We start from the raw sequence: 19,747 nt of genomic DNA on the forward strand, positions 1-19,747 counted from the left end.
ATCCTCATCTTTCTATTTGACCCTATGGCTCTGAAAATATTCTGTCCAGTCTCCCAGCACTGTAACGGTTACCGCATCTATTTTGGTGTTATATTCATTCTTTGCGGTGAAAGTAAACGTAATTGGACCGTCTGGCAGTTTTTCAAAAATGGGATCGTACAATTCACCGTTCCATAATGTTTTACCGCTGTCTATAGGACTAAGCTGTGCCGTATACCCGCCAGACATTACTACATCAATCGTATCTGGCAGCCCGGTTGCATTCGCTTGCAGCACAAAGCGTTCTCCCGCCCAATACACGCTATACCCCCGCGGACTCTCTGCACTCCCGCTTTTATTCAAATTGTAGGCTTGACGGTTGGCATTCCATTCTGGTGTATGCTTGACCCCGCCCTTCACCGTAAGCAGATTGACCATAAAGTATTTACGGGGAGACACGGTGCTCCAGCTGAAGCCGTCATAGACCTCTACCTCTGCAGCATACTTCTGATTCTCCACCAAGGCGCTGGACGGTATTTGCCACTGTTTAGCACTTGAAGCCTGGTCGCCTGATTGTACGGTGGTGGCTCCAGATGTCAGATTGATGATTCTTACCTTATACCGCTGCTGCAGATCGCCGTCATCATCCTGGTAATCCCACTTGATGATAGGAGTTAACGTACTGACAATCGTCGGGCTGCTTGAGCTACTGCTTGTCGGATAGGTAATATTTGCCGTAGGGATCCGGTTGACTACCGTGATGCTCTGTGAGAGCTCCCTGTACAGCCCCAATGAATCCGTAACCCTCTGCCGCAGGGTAAAAGTTCCATTCGTACTGAATTGCTTGGTAAACGCACTCTGCGTCCCCGCCAAACTCTCCGCCCCACCTGATGGCTTCAGGTAATATTGATACCCGATACTATCACCTTTCGGTAAATCGGCATCTGTAGCTGTACTTTTAATCTGGAGCACATCTGTCCGGTAGATCGGCACGGTAGTCGCGTCACGTCCGGTATCTGTGATCAGGGTAAAGCCCGGATGCGGCGGGTGGTCGATGATGAATGCTTTCTCATTCGAAAGATCCGACCATGACTCTTTAGAGAATACACTTCCATACAGGTAGAAATATTTAAACCTCTCAAAGGTTTGATCGGGAACTTGATATTGACGCAGCGATCCAGTGCTGTCCGGATTTTCTACAGAATACCTCAGTAGATCATCTTCCTTTGAGAAGAAATCCAAGTGGAATTTCTCCTGAGCATCATTCTCCGGATCAGAATAGGTCCACTTAATCAAAGGATCTCCTTGAAGCTCGGCATCTATAATCGTTGGATTACTTGGTGCTCCCGGAGGGGAAGTCAGGACCATAGATGGTGCAAGATTCTTCGTCACACTCACTTGGAGCACGGCCACATTGGATTTATCTCCGATTTGGTCTATGGCCCAATGCTCCAGGGTGTACACTCCTGGCTCTGGAAAGGTAAGATTCACATTCGATGTGCGGTATGACTTTATGGCCCCATCACTGTTTGTTACTTTCCAGTAGTAGGCTAAGGAGCCTTGATCGGATGTATCTTCGTCCACATCATTAGAAGAGTAGGACAGGGTATCATACTGATGGGCCGTTGCAGAACCGTTTATTGCGGCTACAGGCGCGTGGTTTTTTACAACAAACGATCGTATAGCATTGGAACTAAGCGATCCATCCGAAGCTGTTAGCCGCATTTCCCAGCCGTCTGAGATTGCCTGCTTCGGAGAAATCCCATTACGGGCAATGAGGTCCCGAATGGTCAGGGATTGGTACCGATTGTTACCAGACCAATAATACGGGCTGCTGTTAACCCTTGCATTCCATGTGTACGTGAGTGCATCGCCATCTTCATCCGGATCAGGTGTTTGATTATCCAGGGTGATCAGCGTGTCCCTATAGACTTCATTGGGCATGTTAAACGCAGCTACCGGTGGATGATTTACTACCTGTACGTTTTGGCTATACGTATCGGACCATAACCCCCGGTTATCACGCACCTGTAAGCTAATTTGATAATCTCCTACCCCATATGCTGCGATATTGGGCGGTATATTCGCGGCACCATAATGCGACCATACCGTGTTCCAGCCATCCTTAACCACATTCCATTTGTATGTATCCAAGGGGTCATTGTCCGGATCGAAGGATTTATCTATAATCGTTGTGGTCTTATGGTATGACACAATGCTGGGATTCACGGTGAACATGGCAACAGGCGGTAAGTTCCCCGCAGCAGTTCCCACCGTTCGCTGGCACCAATCACTCCATGCACCTGCCCCGTTATCTCCATCCACATCCCGCACCCTTAGCCGGATATCATAATTATCTTTGCTTGAGACTGCACCGGTTGGTTGGCCATCGGTCCACATTTCTTCATAGCTTTTTTTGTACTGCCACTGCCATTGCATGAGTCCTTTATCTGCTCTGGATACATGGTCCAAGTCGTATGAGCTATCCGCAAGCACGATGGAACTCCCGACAAGACGCGCTGTAAATAGTGCAATCGGCTTTCGGTGAACCTGGAAGCTCATCGTGGAGGCAGCATCCTTACTCCACATTTGGTACTCAGCGAAACTACTCTCAGTTTTCGGGATATCTTTGGCCTGATACGTCACTACATATTCCCCTGTATAAGGAAAGGAGTTATATAGGCTAGTTCTCCATAATCCGGAATCACTGATGATGCCCATAGAATTCTCAAAATAGTTAGGATCGTGCTGATATCTGACTCGCTCCATCAGTTTCGGATCACTCTCATAATCCGTATAGGTTGTGCCGCTGTTTTCAATCGGACTGTTAACCAAAACGTAAGCATTGCGTTTTAATCGGTTCCTTACTTTTACAGTCATTGGTTTGGATTCTGTCATATTGGAAGGATCAGATACCTTCACATTGATTGTATAGTCTCCAGGGGGTAAGGAATCCTCAATGGCATCTATAGGGATCGAGAACGGCTTGTATCCTTTGGTTTGGGTTACAACTGTCTTTTTATAGAATAAGTTAGGGATTTCTGCGCTAACGATGAGATCCTCGTTATCTGGATCATGAACGTATCCCTCAATATTCATGGTGTTTCGTCCTGGTTCATTTTGCAGCACCTGATCATTTGGTGAATTAATACTAATGGTTGGCGGGCTGTTGGGAATCAAGGGGAATATGAGATTAAACCAAGTAAATACCGCTGGCCCCCCAAGTCCATCTTCTCCATCATAGCCGTCCCTACCGTCATTTTGTCCTGCCGCATAATAATAGGACATGGCAATACCGATTGGAAGCTCACCATAATAGTTCATTTCAATAACTTTTTTATAGGGTGCTTCTGTAGCCAGGTTAAATGTGGTCGTAAAAGAATTGCTCTCGATAGGAGCATGAAAAAACCCTAGATCTAGTGGGGTCCATTTTGTATGATAAGCATAAGAAGATGATGCCTGGGCCGGACATCTATAAACCATAGGATCATCATCTAGCCGTTCACCTTCCGGAATGGCTGCTATGCATAGACCTGCCTTGGCCTCCCGTTTATCTAGGCCACTATTTGAGGGTACTAAATCAGCAGAGACAGTAAATGCTGCTGTTGGACTGATATCAAAGGTCAATTTTTTTGTTGTAAGATTGTATTGGATGTTACTAAGTTGCTGGTCATTTATAGATCCCGATATGGTCCCAATATCTGAAAAGGAATCCGTTTTGTAATGTGCAGGTATATTAATATTTCTATAATGAATGATATTAGGATCTCCTGTATAAGCCTTTGCAATCATAGGTCCAAAAGGAAGATTAAAGAGCATTCCAATTAGAAGTACCATAAAAAATAGAATAAAGGTAAGCTTGTTTTTATTCATTGTTCATCCTCCTTACCAGGACCAATCCACCTCTGGTGCTCGGTTTTTCACTTCCACAATTCTTTCCGATTGTACCTGCCCATCCGAATTTGTGGATTTCCGGTCACCCGCCGTTACAAATTCATCTATCGTAGGTTGGCCAAATTCTTCAAACACGGTTAATCGCACTTCGTACTTACCTACTTGGCTCAATTCCATATTCAAGCGCTCTTGATTTGCATCACTATACAAAACCCAAGTTTCGTTATTAAAATTACCATCATTATTTGAGTCATAGCGATACTCCCATACTCTCCGGCCAATTACATCTTTATCTGGCGAATAAGACATATCATCAATGGAGACAAGGGCTTTGTTAGCATTTTCCGGACTTCGGTAAGCTACACCAGCCATGGAAAAGTAATTTACTGGCACTACATCAGGGACTATGGTAAATGTAATAGAAGTACTTGAAGAGTAGCCAAGTGTATTCTCCACGTAAACCGCAGCTTTATAGGTACCGGGCTGTTTAAATAGCAGCTCTTTTGTCTCAAACTGCCCTAATGTTCCGCTATACTTAATGTCTGCATTTGAACCACCCGTAAGAGCAGTTAAGACAACATATGTTTTTTCTGGAACCAACGGAAAACGTGTGGGGCTGGTACTACTATTCGTGAGTATGACTTTCCGGTTTTGCTTTAACGTTCCCCCCACACTTAAACGTGCGTATGGTTCGGGTTTGATTACTGTAATCTCTGTACTCGTGCTACCGAACATCGAATCATTATCCACAACGGTTAATAGAATATTGAACGTTTTACCAACATCCGATTGGCTATACCATGTAGTTCCATTTGGGGCATTTCCTATTTTTTCTTGCGCTCCAGATGTATCCCACCAATAATCTTTGATGAATCCATCGGGATCATAAGAACCATTCCCAAAGATTAAAACATCATCACCGGCCTTCACTTCACTTGGAGCGCTAATACGGGCGATAGGCGGCTTACCTTTAGGGGCTGGTGGGTTTACAACAGGTGGAAAGGTGACTGTCGGAGTATTCTTGTATACCCCTGCCGAAGTTCTCAGTTTAACTTCTAGCGAATCAATCTCTCCTGCTTTGGTATTAACCTTTTTATTGAAACGCACGATTACTGACAAATCATAATTTTGAGTAAATTCTTCCCCTGAAAAATCCGCCTTATTAATTTCGAAGTCAAACTCTTTGCTTGCCGTTAAGGACTTGGCATTTTCCTTTTTCGTCTGCAATGTCCCGTTTTGGTCTTTCTTTTTAGCATAAAACACCCATTCTTTGATATTCGCTACATCCGAGTAGGCTTGAAGTTCACCTTTTACTGAGATCCGGACGGGTACTTTATCCGTGATTTTTGCGGGATTGGGATTGGGCTTAATGAGGGTAACGTCCCCTGTAAGGGTCGGTTCAGTGGGGAGATTGTAGTCGAAAGAAACATTGCCGCTGTATTTGTAGGAGGTTACGTTTGCGGAGGCGGTGAAATAATAATTCAGCCATGTTCTGTAACGCCTTCCTGTCGCCCATCCGCCCTTCCAACTATCGGGTAAATTCTCCGCATCATAATTTTTAGCTGCTGCATCCGTATTATAATAAATGATAAACTGACTGCCGTTCACAATATTATGACTAACATATTGGGGTGGAAGAGACTCCTTTAACACAGTTATTTGAACAGACGATTCTATGATGCTCGCAGGGTCTATAACTTGGTCTACACTTTTGTTATACCATTTCACGCCATCCCTAGACACATCCGACTTGGTTTCAACTGTCATATCAGGGGGATTATCCCTAGGCACCCCCGAACCTAGACCATTTATATCATTATGCTTTTGAGTATTCGAATACTGATCCCACTGATTAATTTGCCAACGTATTCCATCTGAATATCTCCAAATAGAGTTACCTGGTGTCGTTACAAACGGTTTATTCCAGGAAGAATAATAACCTAACACATTATCGATCCTCTGTTTCGCTTCTACTCCTTTCAGTGTGACCTTCACTTTGCCATTTTCAATAGAGAGAGCCACTTTTTCATTTGTACCATTATATTTTAACGATGACGTATTAATAGAAGAACTGGAGACTCCACTGGGCAAAGCTAAATAGTATGTTTGCTGGCTATTAGTTGATCCAGTAAGTATTTCCGTTGGTATAGATATTGTCTTGTTTTGTGAATCCGCAGCCTTCATAGAAATCGGGATGCTAAGGAATAACAAGACAACGGCAAGTAAAGAAATGTATATTTTTTTCATTTTTTACTCCTTTACAATTATTTTTTGATCAAAGCCACCGCCAATATTGGTATAAATAGTTATATCCGTTGGTTTTTTAAAGTCCCCATACATTTGATAAGTAGTTAATTTTTCACCGGGTTTTAAGACCCAAGTATTTAGAGCTTCTTTACTATTTACTACTTCAAATAATTTTATAGGAGCTGGCCAATTAAGGTTATAACCATCGAAACATAAAAACCACTTATCTTGTTGGTCTTTAGCGTTTCGTTGCACAATCTTCTTGCTTTTATTTTCAATCGTAATTTTTGTCCATACCATATACTTAGTTGGAGTTTTGTAGAGACGATCAATATATCCATATTTCTTCATCAGCGCCTGTGCATCATTGGAATTGACATCGTAAATCATTAACTTTTCCAGCGTATAGCTGAACCCTCCGGACGTAATGGTCACCGGCAACTCAACTTCCTTTTTCAGACCAAACTTAAATAGGTTATCTCTGATAATCGGTGCAGGAGTTGCTGCAGCTGCATTTGCATTTGAAATCTCCCACTGACCTGCTACTGTACTGATTAACATTGTTGCTGCCATAATTGCTTTCATCATTGTCTTTTTCATCTTCGAACACTCCTGTTATTGTATTTGGATGCAGCCTGCTAAGGCTCGCCTCGGATCATAATTACCAATCCGAATGCTAAATCACTTTTTACTCGTAGTATCAGTCTCCAGCTTTGGAGAAAAAGCACGTATAACTCAACCACGAGTCATCACAGTAGCCGGTAACTCATATCCTTCATAAGTCCATACTTTGAAATATTATCCATTCTAATTGAATAATTAATCATTCATCTTATACTCCTGCACAGCAGGAACGATGATGGCCTCCTGAACTTTTGCCCGGGAGATCAGCACCGGATGGGCCGTCTCAATAACGGCAATTACCGACGGACCTTGTATGTATTTAGTGATACCATAGTTGCTATCCTCGTAGAGAAAAGGAAAAGTAACTCCGCTGGATTGATCGACAATGTCAAACTTTACAATTTTCACTTGAGTTTGAAGCCTGCTGCCCGCCAGAGGGGACAGGCCGTCGTCCAGTCCCAGATTCGCTTGAAGGGATTGCCGGAATGTGGCAAAAGCTTCAGCGGGATCGATGATCAGACGGCCTTGTGCCCGTGCGGACTCATTAAGCTCCTGTGATGCGTCATGGACGGCTATGTTATTAGCATCCTTGAGCATGCTGCGCAGCATGTCCCATTCCTGATTCTGAATCTGAAAAAACCAGGAATAGACGAAGATCAGTAGAACAAACGCCAGCTTAATAATATAGTCCATAGATTAGGTTCATCCCTTAATCAGTCGAGATACTCACTCATGATAGAACCGTGCCCGTAATAACGCGTGGGCTGGGCCACTCCGGAAAAATTATACGGGAAAAGATTCATTCGTGGTGCTGAGATATACACATCCATGCGTCGCTTGCGTTCCTGAACAGTTTCCGTGCTGCTTGTGATATGAATCGAAGCCTCAGGAAATCCAACAGCCTTTAGATTCGCGATGACCTCACTTTTCATTGAAGCCGTGACCAGCCCCTCCGTTGCCGCTTTTTGTGTAATATAGGAGGTATTGGCCTTGACCTGCAAATCGAGCAGATAATCAATGTAGGTGAAGATGGGCTGCAGGATAATGAACAAGACAAGCCACATGAATAATGCCCGGAGAACGGTAGCTTTCAATGCCTACGCCCCCTCTTAATACTGCTCGACTTGTTTGGTGTGTGTGATGATATCGTCCTGGCTGCTGCCGATAATGTTAGTTGCCGCTGCGATGAACATGCCCGCAATCACAAAACCGATAGCCAGAAACATTGCGACTGATATGGAGTCTTTTTTCATCGTGATTAGACCGAAGTGTGGAACTGTGTCTGGGCGAGTGTAGCCGATGGCCCGTCCTCTACCGGTTGCACCATAGTGACGCCTGGTATGGTTGGTCTGTTGTCGTCCGCAGAGTTAATGACATCCCGAACAACCGGAATCAAAATGGCAATTACGATGGCAACACACAGGAAGCCGATAGCGATGAACAATCCAGTAGAAATAGCGTCTTTTTTCATTGTTAATATCTCCCTTTTCATTTTATATTTTTAAATGATTCTTGAATATAGAAAATTTCATACGATGCAATTCATCCACTCACTGAAACATCCCCACCCCATTGAAGTTGCCTTTGATTAGCAAAATGTACTGCATTGCCAGCGACACAATCATTAGGAAAGTGGCGATGGAGGGAATCACGTTGATGATGGTGGAGACGTCTCCGATGAAGGACCATTTTTTCAAATACTGATCACTGGAGATCTTGGTAATGATCTTGCCTTGCTCCCGCAAATAATTGGCTGCTTCCGTATCATCGTCCATCCCCTCCGTAGCCAGCAGAATAGAACGGATATCGTTGATAAAAGCGTGATTGTCCGGGAATTTACCGCAGAACCATTCAATCGCCCGTTCAGTCCCTTCATCGACTGCACGTTCGGACAGCTCATACAGATCCTGGCGAATATAATTAAAATGTCCAGCCGTTCCGGCGCAAAAAGCTCCAAACTGTACGTAACCCCGCTTGCGCAGCCGATTGTTCTCATAGAGCCGGATGAAGGAGATCAACTCACCGTCTTTTTGAATGAGGGTCTTCTGATGCAGCCAGGCGAGCAGCCACCCCAGCGGAAGATATCTTAATGGACTGGTGATCAACAGAATCAGAGCAGCAACAAGTAGATCATAGATAGAAAAAGATTCCGAACGCAGGAAGTCTCCTGCCCCCTGAACCAACAAATAGATCATTGCGGCCGAATAGCGGAACAGTGTGATTTTGCCTGCGGAAAGGGTTAGTCCGCTGTTATTCAACAGCAGCTGCAGCCGCTCATTGTGCATCCGTTCTCCGAGTATCTTCCACCTGGTACCCAGCCGAAGCAGATAACGCTCCTGTCTTGAACTGCTGCTCACAAAAACCAGCAACGAAAGATATACAATTCCCAGTACAGCAATCAAAAGTAAGAGTCTGTCCATAATTCATTCATCACCTTAGTGGTAGTCCAGCTTTGGCCTGGCGAGTATGGTACTGATCATGAAAGAGATGAACAGTCCAGCAATAATAATCATCAAAAACGTCAAACCCACAGTGGTCTGAAACTGCAATTTGAAATAAACATCCGGCTTCAGCATGTAAATAAACGTTCCGACGGATGACACGAGAACCACCAGATTGCCGTACAGTCCTAGACTAATCGCGTCCCTGCTGCCCGCCTTCACTGTCAGGATCGTCTCCCGCTGCTGCTCCATGGAGCGGCTTAGCATCATAAGCGTGTTCTTCAGATAACGGGTGCCCTCTTTCTCGCAGTAGAGCAAATCCGAGACAAATTCCACGGCAAAGGTAGTTCCAATAGCCCCAGCAAACCGCTCTGCCTCACGGGTCAGCTCCCGTTCATTGCTATAGTTGGAGAAGGCCGCTCCCAGCAGTCTCAGCGGGGTTTTCAGCACACTTTCTTCCGTTAAGAATTCAGCGGTTTTGGTTAAAATCGAGTCTACCGACAGGTGAGTAAATTTGGTGGCGATTTTGATCACATCCAATAGATCGTAGCTCCCGCGCACCTTGCGTTGAGCATAGAGGTATCTCGTCCGCAAATAAGGAATACTGGCTGCAATGACTGCAACAAAGAGCGGGAAGCGCCAATTCCCCTGAACCGGAATCCGTTCATCGAAGCTGATGCCCTCCAAAAACGGATTACTGAAGCTCAAATGTCCCGGCAGTTCGCTTAGGGTCAGCATTCCCGAGAGAAACACGGCGCTGAACAGAAACAACGTGTGAATCAAAAAACGCGTGACACTAATCCCCGGCTCATACTTACGCTTAGCAAAATAGAGCAGATCGTCCAAATGCCGGTACAGCCACCTCCGCTTTTTATTGCTGCTGACCCTTTTACCAAAAAGACTGATCCGCAGGCTCATCCGCTGGTCGATCTTTTGTCCAAGCTGCCTTAAATGCCTCTCAATAAGCGGCTTCACCAGCAGCCATAGGCCACCGGCAATCAATAGATGAAAGGCAACCTGAAGCACATAAAATAACAGCCCCATGAGCTCTCCCCCTCACTTCATTCGTTCAGGACAATCTTTGACTTGAGACTCTCTTTCAGCGGTCCGTCCATTGGTTTCAGCGCAGCCAGATGCCCAAGCTCCTGCAGGAGCACCCGCGAAGCGCGCGGATTTTTCTTCTTCATCTTCTGCATCAGGCCGGCCGTCAGCTTGTCGTTATAGCTCCAGGCAGACTCTTCTTCTTCCCAGCGCATTAGATCATTGGCAAATACGGAGTTGGCCGCTTCGTCATAGTACACCTCGGAGATCCGGGCCAGCCGTTTTTTTCCGTCCGCTACACTTTCCAGAATAAACACCAGCTCACAGGATTTGAGCGCAGAGATCAGATGGCCCTTCAGGCTGCCGCCGATCCGGGTGGACACCGCAAAAGCGCCCTGATAAGGAATATCTTCCGAATCCACCGTATGAAAGGTTCCTGTAATCCCGTCATAGCCCTTTTCACCGCTCCACAGATAAAATTCCCATTCGTTATACCGCATTTCCGTCATATAGAGAATGTTCGGATCATGCCGCAGCGACTCCACCCCAACCTCCATCAATTCCTCATTGGCTGCCTGAATCGGGATAATCCGATGGCCTTTGATCTGATACGGCAAAATCGACTCCGGATGCTTTTCGATCATCACGACTCCCATGCAGGAAGAGGAACCGAGCAACTGCTCACCTACAACCGTGTTGGCAAAAGTGGTTTTACCTGATCCGACTGCACCGGCGATAATGGTGTTGCGGAACGTACCCGACAGCGCGCGGATCAGCTCAATAGCTTCTGCAGGGATACATTCAGTACCGGCCTGATCCTCCAGATCCAGGAACTCCACTACCTGCCGACGCAACGAGATCGTGGTGAAGCCCTCCCACACCCTGGGCGATACCCAAATCGCGAGCCGGATGAAGCGGCCGGGCCAGAGGGGATCATCCATTTTGAACTCGACGGAGGGGTTATCCTTGTTGAGTTTTTTGTTGGGGTCGCTTTTCAGCAAGGAACGTTTGAGCTGTTCAACCCGGTCCAGTGAAGGCATCTCATAGGGATACACCACAAATTTCCCGCGATGGTTATAAAAAATCTGACGTCCGATCATCTGCAGCCCGGTAGATTCGCTATAGGCCCGGTCAGTGAACCAGCGGTAGGCAGGTCCAAATCCCTTCCATTCGTGAAACAGCGCCTCTGCCGCTGTCCCGTAGGCATCCGGCACTTTGCCGGTAAACGGTGTTTTGCGCAGATATTTCTCGATCTCATTCATAAAAAAGCTAACGGCCTGCGGATCCCCGATCAGCGCCTTTGCATTTAGCTCAAAGTACCCGTCGTCCTCTCGCTCCAGCTCGGCGTTCATGTCATTTTTCATTTTTTGCAGAAAACCGTAAAAGTCCTCCTTGCCCGGCTTGCAGGTACTCAGCACTTTTTGCTTCAGTGAAAACAGCCTATGGTTATCCTGTAGAATCGGTAGCCGTAACGGCTCATGTACATGTTCCAACGCTTCGACTTCAAGCTTCGTCTCCTTCTGCTGCTTCCAACTTGCCGGCCATACCTCATCCCGATATTCTATCATTGAAAAATCCCCTTCTTTCGGGCTTCCGGTGCCATACCGAGGGATACCAGCAGCGCGTGAACCTTGTCGTCCACCTGCTGATGCTCTCTTTTGCCCAGTGGAAGACTGTCCTGAAATGGCTGGTAATAGGGCAACTCAAGCAAAATCTCACTGCCGAAGCGGAGGGCCAAATTCTTAGGTGAGCTCATTTCCTCCACATTGCTGCGGTTGATGATCCACTGGAAATCCTGCGGATGCAGATCCATGTGTCCGGCAAGCTCCATGAGCGGCTGAAGGCGGTACTCATGCTTCGGATGCGTAACCATCATGCGCAGAGCCGTTTTCTGCATCCCCACATACCATGCGGCACTCTCGGGAATGGACCCGAAGTCGGCGACTACCACATCGGCATTCCCGGCGGCTTGGGTAAGCAGATATTCAATCTCCTCCTCCTGGTAATCCTGAACACTTAAATAATCAAAATTGCCCGGCAAATAGGCGTACCCTTCCTGCTTAACCAGACTTTCAAAGTCCGCTGCCTGGAGCATTTTACCGGTCATCCGGGGGCGCAGCCTGTCGAGGCTGATGGCCGTCTTACGGTCGAATCCGGGATCATACAGATCAAGTCCGAGCAGAATCACACGTTGGCCAGCAGCGGCAATCCGCCGGGCGAACAATTTGGCGATACTCGTACAACCGATACCTGGACCGGAGCCGAAAAATCCGACGAGATTACCGCGCTCTTCACGCTCATCCTCCAGAATGTAGCGCAGCTTCTCCACAATCGCTGAAGAGGTCGCACGGGGCGGGATAAAGAAGATCCCCAGACTTTCACATAACATATGAATAGCCTGATAGCTCCTTACCCCCTTTTGCCGGTAAATATATAATATGGAGGAGTTCGGATAACCCTGCCGCAGTTCACTTAAGCCTGAAACGGGCACCTGTTCGCTTGTAACCATTAGCATCTGCCCCTGAGTCTGTGAAGGCTCGGGCAGGACATTCTGCGTAACCACCGTGAATCCGGCAAGCTTGAGCTCATTGATGGTCAGCTGATCCATCCCATAACTGAATATTTTCATTTCATTCTCCTCCCTTCCCTTTTACTCAACACGCACTATCCACAGCTTTTTACCTTGCTCCAGATATTGTCCAAGCCGTTCGCCGTCACTTTTTTTCAGCTTCAGTTCGGGTGCAGCTACCTTGCCGGTTGAGGTGAAGCGGTTGTTCGTGTTGCCATTCTCGGAATCCTGGACATCATTGTTGTCTTCAGTTCTTACATAATTTACAGTGACTCCGGTGAGAAACACCTTGAACGGAGGGGCGGGGAGCTGTGATTCCAAGGCTCCTGTCCCTGCTGCTGAACCATTTGTGCCGGATTTCCCATCACCTGCGGTTGCGACTGAGGCTCTATATCCGCTATTCCGCGCCTGATCCGCCAAATCGCCTTCGACGAGATAAATATCCACCTTGTCTCTGCTGCGCAGTGAGCCGTTGATCGCATAGATCGCTTCCTTGGGAATCGGGAAAATCCCCTCATCCTGCTGCGGCTCCAAATCACTGACATCCACAAGAGCTGCCGTCAGAATACTTCCGTTCGTCAAATTAACATTAGTGATCTTATGCTCCACCTGACTGATGTCCGTAATTACCCCTGAAGGAATATCCTTGGTCTGGACAGAATCCAGATAAAGATCACTTGGCTTAAGCTCATAATTTTTAGGCAAAAAGCTGTCCTGGGCCACTTTGATCTTAACTACAGTCTGCGACAGCACGTATGGCTTGAAGTACAGATCGTAGCCGAGCAGACCGCCGAAGCCGATAAGTAAAATGAGAAAAGCAAACAAATAATTGCGTCTTAACAAATGTCTCCGCTGTGAAACCAAGCCTTTTACCCCCTTATAAATGAGTTAGTGAACACGACAAAATACACTTTGGCATAGTGCGCCAAAATGTCCGGTAAAATGCTTTTTCACCTGTTGTGGTTGAGAAAAGTATTAGATTATCAATGAGGAGTTACTGGGCTTGAGGATAACTGCGGGAGCAAGCTCCCGGCAGGAGAAGGATTCCGGTGAACGGCAGACACCGTCAAAATACAGCATGACTGCTGCTGTTCACCGGAGAAATTCCAATTAATTAAAAACCACTGTCTTGTTATGATGTACAAGAATTCTGTCTTCGATATGCCATTTGACTGCCCGGGCCAGAACGACCCGCTCAATGGTGCGCCCGATGCGTTTTAGCTCGTTCACGTCATCGCTGTGGCTGACCCGCTGCACGTCCTGCTCAATAATGGGACCACCGTCCAGCTCTTCTGTAACATAGTGGGCGGTTGCACCGATAATTTTCACTCCGCGCTGATAGGCCTGGGCATAGGGCTTGCCGCCAACGAACGCCGGAAGGAACGAATGATGGATGTTAATGATCCGGTGACGGTAATGCTCTATGAACGCTGGTGAAATAATCTGCATGTAGCGCGCCAAAATAATTACATCAATATCATCTCCGATGACCTCAAGCTGGCGCTGCTCCGCTTCCACTTTGGTATCTGCCGTGACCGGAATATGATAGAACGGAATACCGAAGGATTCCACATAGGCCTGCATATCCGTGTGGTTGCTGACAACCAGGGCGATATCCGCATCGAGATCCCCGGCCTGCCACTGCCAGAGCAACTCCACCAGACAATGATCCTCTTTGGAGACAAAGATGGCCAACCGCTTCTTGTGGCTAACATTGAAAATTTGCCAGTTCATCTGGAAACGTTCAGCAACCCCGCCGAAGATCGAACGCACCTCGTCAATCCGCTCGTCCAGCTTGGGCAGGTCAAACTCCACTCTCATAAAAAACATTCCGCCATCCGGGTCCATGGTATATTGATCCGACTGAACAATATTCGCGCCATGCTGGTACAGAAAATGCGATACTGCAGCCACAATCCCCGGCCCATCCGGACAGGAGATAAGCATGCGTGCCCGGTCCGGGTATTGTCCGCTTGACGAATGATCTCTTTTCACATGCAACACCATAGTTCACTTTCCATCCTCTCATCTACTTGCGCATTCTATAGTTTGGCTTATGCGTTCACGAGTAATTGCTTGCCTGCCAGCCAGGCAATAAGCCGCTGATTGACAGCTTCCTCGCTTAGCTGCGGAAACAGCTGTGCCTCGGTAACCGAATCGTACAAACGTTCCAGAGGCTCACGCGGGTCCGCCTTCTTGGCCTTCGCATCGTTCTTCAGCAGTTCCCATACATTCAGCACATACTGGCGGGGATCAAGCTCCTGTTTGGCAAAAAAGGCCTGCAGCTGCTCAACCTCACCGAGGAACTCCGCTCCGAACCGTTCAGCAACGTTGCCGCGAAGCAGCGCAATTTCCACCTCGTACATAGGACGCAGTGTCTTCGCTTCCTTCCCGATCCAAGGCGTCTCCAGAATGAACGGCAGACCCGCAAGAGCTTCGTGGTGAACTACCTTGTTGATGGTTTCAAAGCCAATGTATCCTGAGCCGATAGGGGTATGACGGTCTTTGCCCGCTCCGCGCGGATTTTTGCTGTCGTTGATATGGACTACGCCCAGCCGATTCAGGCCAATGATCCGGTCAAACTGCTGAAGCACACCATCGAGGTCACCGACTATATCATATCCGGCATCGTGAATGTGACAGGTATCGAGGCAGATGGACAGCCGCTCATTATGTGTGACCTTGTCGATAATCAAGGCGATTTCTTCGAAGCTGCGGCCCACTTCTGTCCCTTTACCTGCCATCGTTTCAAGTGCAATATGCACTTCCGTCTCGTTCGTACCGTCAAGTACCTCATTCAGGCCATCAGCAATCCGCTGTACGCCGTATTCGGCATCCTTGTCCGTATATGCTCCCGGATGGAGTACAATATGTTTCACCTCAAGCGCATGGGTACGGCGGATTTCCTCTTGCAGAAAATCAACAGCCAATTGATATGTGCTTTCCTTGTAGGAACCCAAGTTGATGATGTAGGGGGCATGGACTACGATTTCTTCCACACCGTTCTCTTTCATCGCCAGCTTACCTTCAGCGGGATACATCGATTCAATTGGTTTGCGGCGCGTGTTCTGCGGCGCACCTGTATATATCATAAATGAGGTTGATCCGTACTCGTTTGCTTCATTGGCCGCACTCAGGAGACCCTTGTCCGCACAGGACACATGTGAACCTATTTTCAGCATGCTTTTTTCCCTCTTTCCTTCACGAATTAACCCTTATTCTACCGTGATCGGGAAAATAAATCTAGGCAAGCTCCATATGCCTGCTTCCGCTTCGCAAAACTATAGAAATACGCTATACTTTAGATGAGAATGAAGTTTGTGACAATCATCATTGTCAAAGGCGGTGTAATCATGTCATTTAAATCAAGCTTAAGCTTGTTATCCGCAGCACCGAGCAATTGGTTTATGAACTCCATCGCATTTTGGACTTTTTTGCTGCTGGGCTGCATGTGCATCGGCGGCTATTTTATGTTTCGCAAATTTCTCAAAGTGCTGCCCAAAGCCGATGGCAAATCCAAGCTGGACTGGCAAAATTATTGGGTCGAACGCAGCCGTCCTCTGTGGAGCGACGAGATGAAAGCTTTTCTGGATCAGCTCGTCCAGCCTGTGCCGGGTCCCTTCCGCGATATCGCCAAGCACTCCATAGCTGCCGAGATTGGCAGGATCGCCGTGGAGAGTCATGCGCCGGAGGTCACCCGCGAGCACTGCATCAGAGGCTATATCGTGGCTACACCACGGCGCGACAACCGCTTTCTCATCAGCTTCCTTGAAAAGAACGGCATTGACTACTCTCCTTACCAGCATCTGATTAAGTAACCGAAGGAGCGATTGTATGAAATACGTAATCTGCGGCGGCAGCGGATTTATCGGACGCGAGCTTACCGAATATTGGCTCCAGGGCGGGCATCAGATCATTGTTGTCGGCCGCAAGAGGCCTGAATCCCAGACCGCTGCCCATCCAGGCCTTAGCTTCCTTACCTGGGACAGCCTAGCGTCAAATCCGGAGCTAGCCGAAGGGGCAGATGCGCTGGTTAATCTTGCCGGTTCTTCACTCAGCCAGCGCTGGACCCCAAGCGGCAAAAAGGCCATTTTGCAGTCCCGTCTTGAAACCGTCTCGGCAGTGGCCAAGCTTCTGAATGCACTGAAGAACAGACCTTCCGTAGTGATCCAGTCCTCTGCCGTAGCTATTTACGGAACTTCACTGCAGGGTACCTATGACGAAGCCTCTCCGGCTCATGTCATGGACTTTCCTTCCGAGGTTGTTAAGGCTTGGGAAGCGGCTGCGGACGAAGCTTATAAGAACGTAAGAGTGGTCAAGCTGCGCACAGGAGTAGTGCTCGGCAACGAAAGCGGCGCTTTCCCCAAAATGAAGCTGCCCTACATGCTCGGCTTCGGCGGTAAAATCGGCAGCGGAAAGCAGTGGCTGTCCTGGATTGATCTCACTGATATCGTCCGGCTGATCGATTTTTGCGTCCAAACTCCCGGAATTGAGGGTCCTGTCAATGCTACTGCCCCGAACCCTGTTACCAATGAGACATTTGGCAAAATGATCGGTAAGGTATATCATCGGCCACACTGGTTCCCCATCCCGTCGTTTCTGCTGAAGGCTGCCGTCGGTGAACTGTCGGAAATCTTACTGGAAGGCCAGCGGGTACTCCCTGCCAAAGCCTTGCAGCACGGGTTTTCCTTTACTTATCCTACCTTACAGCCATCATTGGAACATCTGAAATCGGAATAACAGTCAGCCCCGCCTCTCAGGCGGAACGGAAAGTATAGCATCCTTTTACTATAGTGAACATTGCTCCCTCAGTCAGCGGATACTCCTTGTATGGAATCATTGCCTCTCCCTGAAACAGAGTTCCATTCCTGGAGTCCAGATCCTTCAGGATATATCCTCCCGCACTCTTGGAAATCTCTGCATGGACTCTTGAGACCCCCTCAGACTTCTCCACATACTGAGCAACATCAGGGGATCGGCCGATAAGAAAACTGGGACGGTTCAGTTCGATCTTTTCCGGAATCCCACCTGCGTTTTCCTGAATTCTTTCAAGATAGGGTATCGCACGCCCCCCTTCCTGCTCCTGTTCCTTCCTGGAGTGGGAATCATGCTGTAGCAGTGCTGTAGCTTCTACAAATAATGGAGGTGTTGGAACCGGTGCTTTGGCTAGACTACGTTCCGGCCATTCGGTTTTCGTCACCGTAGTGTGAATGTCATTGTGAATAGGGTGCTCCAAGTTTCGTACCGGAACGGGTGCCCTTGAAGTATCTACTTTATTAGAAGAAACTGCAGTGTTTCGGACAAAGTCCCAGTCCAGCTCTTTAGGAGTCCTCCGGCCCTTAGCCCCAATCTCGTCTCCTGCCTCTTCATCTGCCTGGGTACCACCCAAGATCAGCCTTCCACTCCATACCAGCCAGCAGAATACACCTAACATGAGCGTCGCAAGTATACATACAACCATCCAAAGCGGTTTGGGATGGTTCAAATATAGAAACTTCCACAACACCGCATCGGCCACAACACCACCCAGCATTGCATAGGTTCTGTAAGCAGAGGTATCGGGAGCCGCTTTGCTCCCAAGATCCCGATCATCCGCCAGCAGCTGCTGCTGTTCCTCCTTCAGCTTAAGCCTCGGATAGCCGCTCATCCATGGAGTTGGCTTGGGAGGCTCTGCAGCCACACTCGCGAAACTCTGATCCGTGCTGCGCTGCTCTTCACCGGGTAGAGTAACGCCAGGCAATGAACCACTCCGTTTCTGAATACTTCTCTCTACAGCGGGTACATGTGCATCAGGCATAAGGGTACTTGGTGCAGGCCGGACAGTATCCGAATGCCATTTTGTCCCTTCACCCTCTGTCAACAGCTCTGCCAGAAGTTCCTTTAGCCCTCCCGGAGTGAACCCCTCCTCCCCGCAGTATTGCAACAGCCTTTGAACCCCGTCACCGGACAGTTCTCTAACGGACGCCATAAGCGCCATAATCAATGCCGTTATCGCTCTTCCGGCACTCACTGAATCCTCAGCAGACTGCATAGGGAGATAAGTGAGGTATACTTTGCCGCCATGCAGTGGCCCTTCGATAAAAATATAATCCTCATGCAGCAAATACTGTTCAGCCTGCAGCATGTACAGGCGCCCCTCTTCCATCCCTGACGCAATCTGCAGCAGCAGTCCGAAGAAATCGGACAAGCCAAGCTTCTCCCCTTTCAGGAGATGACTGAGCATTTTCCGGCGGGACAGCGCATATTCCAGGGTTACCTGCAAATCTATTTCCCGGAGCTGCAGCCTCAGATGATGAGGAATTCCTGAATTCATCAGCATCCGGGCCTGAATCATATTAAGCTCTGCCGGTCTTAGCCCCCCAGGCTTGCTGAGCAGCATCGAAATACCGTCCTGCTGTACAAAATCACGGCTTAATCCGAACAATACTCCTCACCTCTTCATTATAAGTACAAATAAGCACAGATGAACCCCGGCATAACTGCCAGCATAAAAGGGAATTTCAACGCTTCCTTGCTGCCGGTCTTTAATATCCGGGGATCCCGGAGCATTAGAAACCCGGCACTTCTGCTGATAATCCCTCTTACCCGGCTTCCCGTTTCATGTTTTGCGAGAACGATAATCCAACCAATTACTGCACCGAACAATACAGAATAGACAGTGACCTGCAGTGTGAACAATATCCCAGTCCAGGCACCGATTCCCGCAAAAAGCTTCACATCCCCAGCTCCAACCGCCCCCAGAACATGCAAGATCAGCAGCAGTAAAAACCCTGCACCTGCACCGCATATAGCCGTTAGGATTCCGTGACGTCCATTCATCACACCTTGCGCAATCAGTCCTACAATCAATAGCGGAAGCGTAATCCAGTTCGGTATTCTCATGAAACGGATATCCATAAGGAGTGCCGCTGCGAGAAATAGCAGGCAGCTCCAGAATGCCCATACCGTCATT

At 47.9% G+C, this 19,747-nt stretch carries 17 protein-coding genes; 2 read left to right on the forward strand and 15 right to left on the reverse strand.

The window, feature by feature from the left end:
• Positions 1-12: 12 nt before the first annotated feature.
• The 13 genes from A3842_RS12240 to A3842_RS12300 form a co-directional block, all read right to left on the reverse strand.
• On the reverse strand, positions 13-3,303 hold the full coding sequence (locus A3842_RS12240; RefSeq protein ID WP_143186260.1) for a hypothetical protein: 3,291 nt from the start codon (positions 3,301-3,303) through the stop codon (positions 13-15).
• A 561-nt stretch (positions 3,304-3,864) separates the two neighbouring features.
• On the reverse strand, positions 3,865-6,120 hold the full coding sequence (locus A3842_RS12245) for a hypothetical protein (RefSeq protein WP_074101603.1): 2,256 nt from the start codon (positions 6,118-6,120) through the stop codon (positions 3,865-3,867).
• A 3-nt stretch (positions 6,121-6,123) separates the two neighbouring features.
• Positions 6,124-6,720: a hypothetical protein gene (locus tag A3842_RS12250; protein ID WP_074101604.1), complete on the reverse strand. Its 597-nt coding sequence runs from the start codon at positions 6,718-6,720 to the stop codon at positions 6,124-6,126.
• Positions 6,721-6,939: 219 nt separating this feature from the next.
• Entirely contained in the window at positions 6,940-7,437 is a 498-nt protein-coding gene (locus A3842_RS12255) for a hypothetical protein (RefSeq protein ID WP_074101605.1), read from the reverse strand.
• Between the two features lie 20 nt (positions 7,438-7,457).
• A complete protein-coding gene (locus A3842_RS12260; protein WP_074101606.1) occupies positions 7,458-7,838 on the reverse strand; it encodes a hypothetical protein in 381 nt (126 codons plus the stop codon).
• A gap of 164 nt (positions 7,839-8,002) precedes the next feature.
• On the reverse strand, positions 8,003-8,215 hold the full coding sequence (locus A3842_RS12265; RefSeq protein ID WP_074101607.1) for a hypothetical protein: 213 nt from the start codon (positions 8,213-8,215) through the stop codon (positions 8,003-8,005).
• A 79-nt stretch (positions 8,216-8,294) separates the two neighbouring features.
• Complete coding sequence (locus A3842_RS12270) at positions 8,295-9,164, reverse strand: hypothetical protein (RefSeq protein WP_074101608.1); 870 nt, start codon at positions 9,162-9,164, stop codon at positions 8,295-8,297.
• Positions 9,165-9,179: 15 nt separating this feature from the next.
• The gene (locus A3842_RS12275; protein WP_074101609.1) at positions 9,180-10,229 is read right to left on the reverse strand and encodes a hypothetical protein; all 1,050 of its coding nucleotides are present in this window, start codon (positions 10,227-10,229) and stop codon (positions 9,180-9,182) included.
• Between the two features lie 17 nt (positions 10,230-10,246).
• Positions 10,247-11,794, reverse strand: coding sequence for a P-loop NTPase family protein (locus tag A3842_RS12280; RefSeq protein WP_074101610.1), 1,548 nt, complete (start codon positions 11,792-11,794; stop codon positions 10,247-10,249).
• Complete coding sequence (locus A3842_RS12285; RefSeq protein WP_074101611.1) at positions 11,791-12,855, reverse strand: CpaE/TadZ family protein; 1,065 nt, start codon at positions 12,853-12,855, stop codon at positions 11,791-11,793. The genes A3842_RS12280 and A3842_RS12285 overlap by 4 nt, the downstream gene beginning before the upstream one ends.
• Before the next feature lie 21 nt (positions 12,856-12,876).
• On the reverse strand, positions 12,877-13,659 hold the full coding sequence (locus A3842_RS12290) for an SAF domain-containing protein (protein ID WP_074101612.1): 783 nt from the start codon (positions 13,657-13,659) through the stop codon (positions 12,877-12,879).
• A gap of 246 nt (positions 13,660-13,905) precedes the next feature.
• A complete protein-coding gene (gene purU / locus A3842_RS12295; protein ID WP_074101613.1) occupies positions 13,906-14,802 on the reverse strand; it encodes a formyltetrahydrofolate deformylase in 897 nt (298 codons plus the stop codon).
• A gap of 47 nt (positions 14,803-14,849) precedes the next feature.
• Entirely contained in the window at positions 14,850-15,977 is a 1,128-nt protein-coding gene (locus A3842_RS12300) for a deoxyribonuclease IV (protein WP_074101614.1), read from the reverse strand.
• A 171-nt stretch (positions 15,978-16,148) separates the two neighbouring features.
• Here A3842_RS12300 and A3842_RS12305 point away from each other — a divergent pair, with 171 nt between their 5' ends.
• Positions 16,149-16,613: a DUF2621 domain-containing protein gene (locus A3842_RS12305; RefSeq protein ID WP_074084942.1), complete on the forward strand. Its 465-nt coding sequence runs from the start codon at positions 16,149-16,151 to the stop codon at positions 16,611-16,613.
• 16 nt (positions 16,614-16,629) lie between these two features.
• Complete coding sequence (locus tag A3842_RS12310) at positions 16,630-17,535, forward strand: TIGR01777 family oxidoreductase (protein ID WP_074101615.1); 906 nt, start codon at positions 16,630-16,632, stop codon at positions 17,533-17,535.
• Positions 17,536-17,551: 16 nt separating this feature from the next.
• Here the strand turns inward: A3842_RS12310 and A3842_RS12315 are convergent, their stop codons facing one another.
• A complete protein-coding gene (locus tag A3842_RS12315) occupies positions 17,552-19,219 on the reverse strand; it encodes a DUF6382 and FHA domain-containing protein (RefSeq protein WP_074101616.1) in 1,668 nt (555 codons plus the stop codon).
• Positions 19,220-19,236: 17 nt separating this feature from the next.
• Positions 19,237-19,746 (reverse strand): A24 family peptidase, encoded by a 510-nt coding sequence (locus A3842_RS12320; RefSeq protein ID WP_074101617.1) that lies wholly within the window; start codon positions 19,744-19,746, stop codon positions 19,237-19,239.
• Position 19,747 lies beyond the last annotated feature (1 nt).

It is taken from the genome of Paenibacillus sp. P3E (assembly GCF_001909045.1).
In the GTDB taxonomy this organism is placed as follows: Bacteria; Bacillota; Bacilli; order Paenibacillales; family Paenibacillaceae; genus Paenibacillus_AQ; species Paenibacillus_AQ helianthi.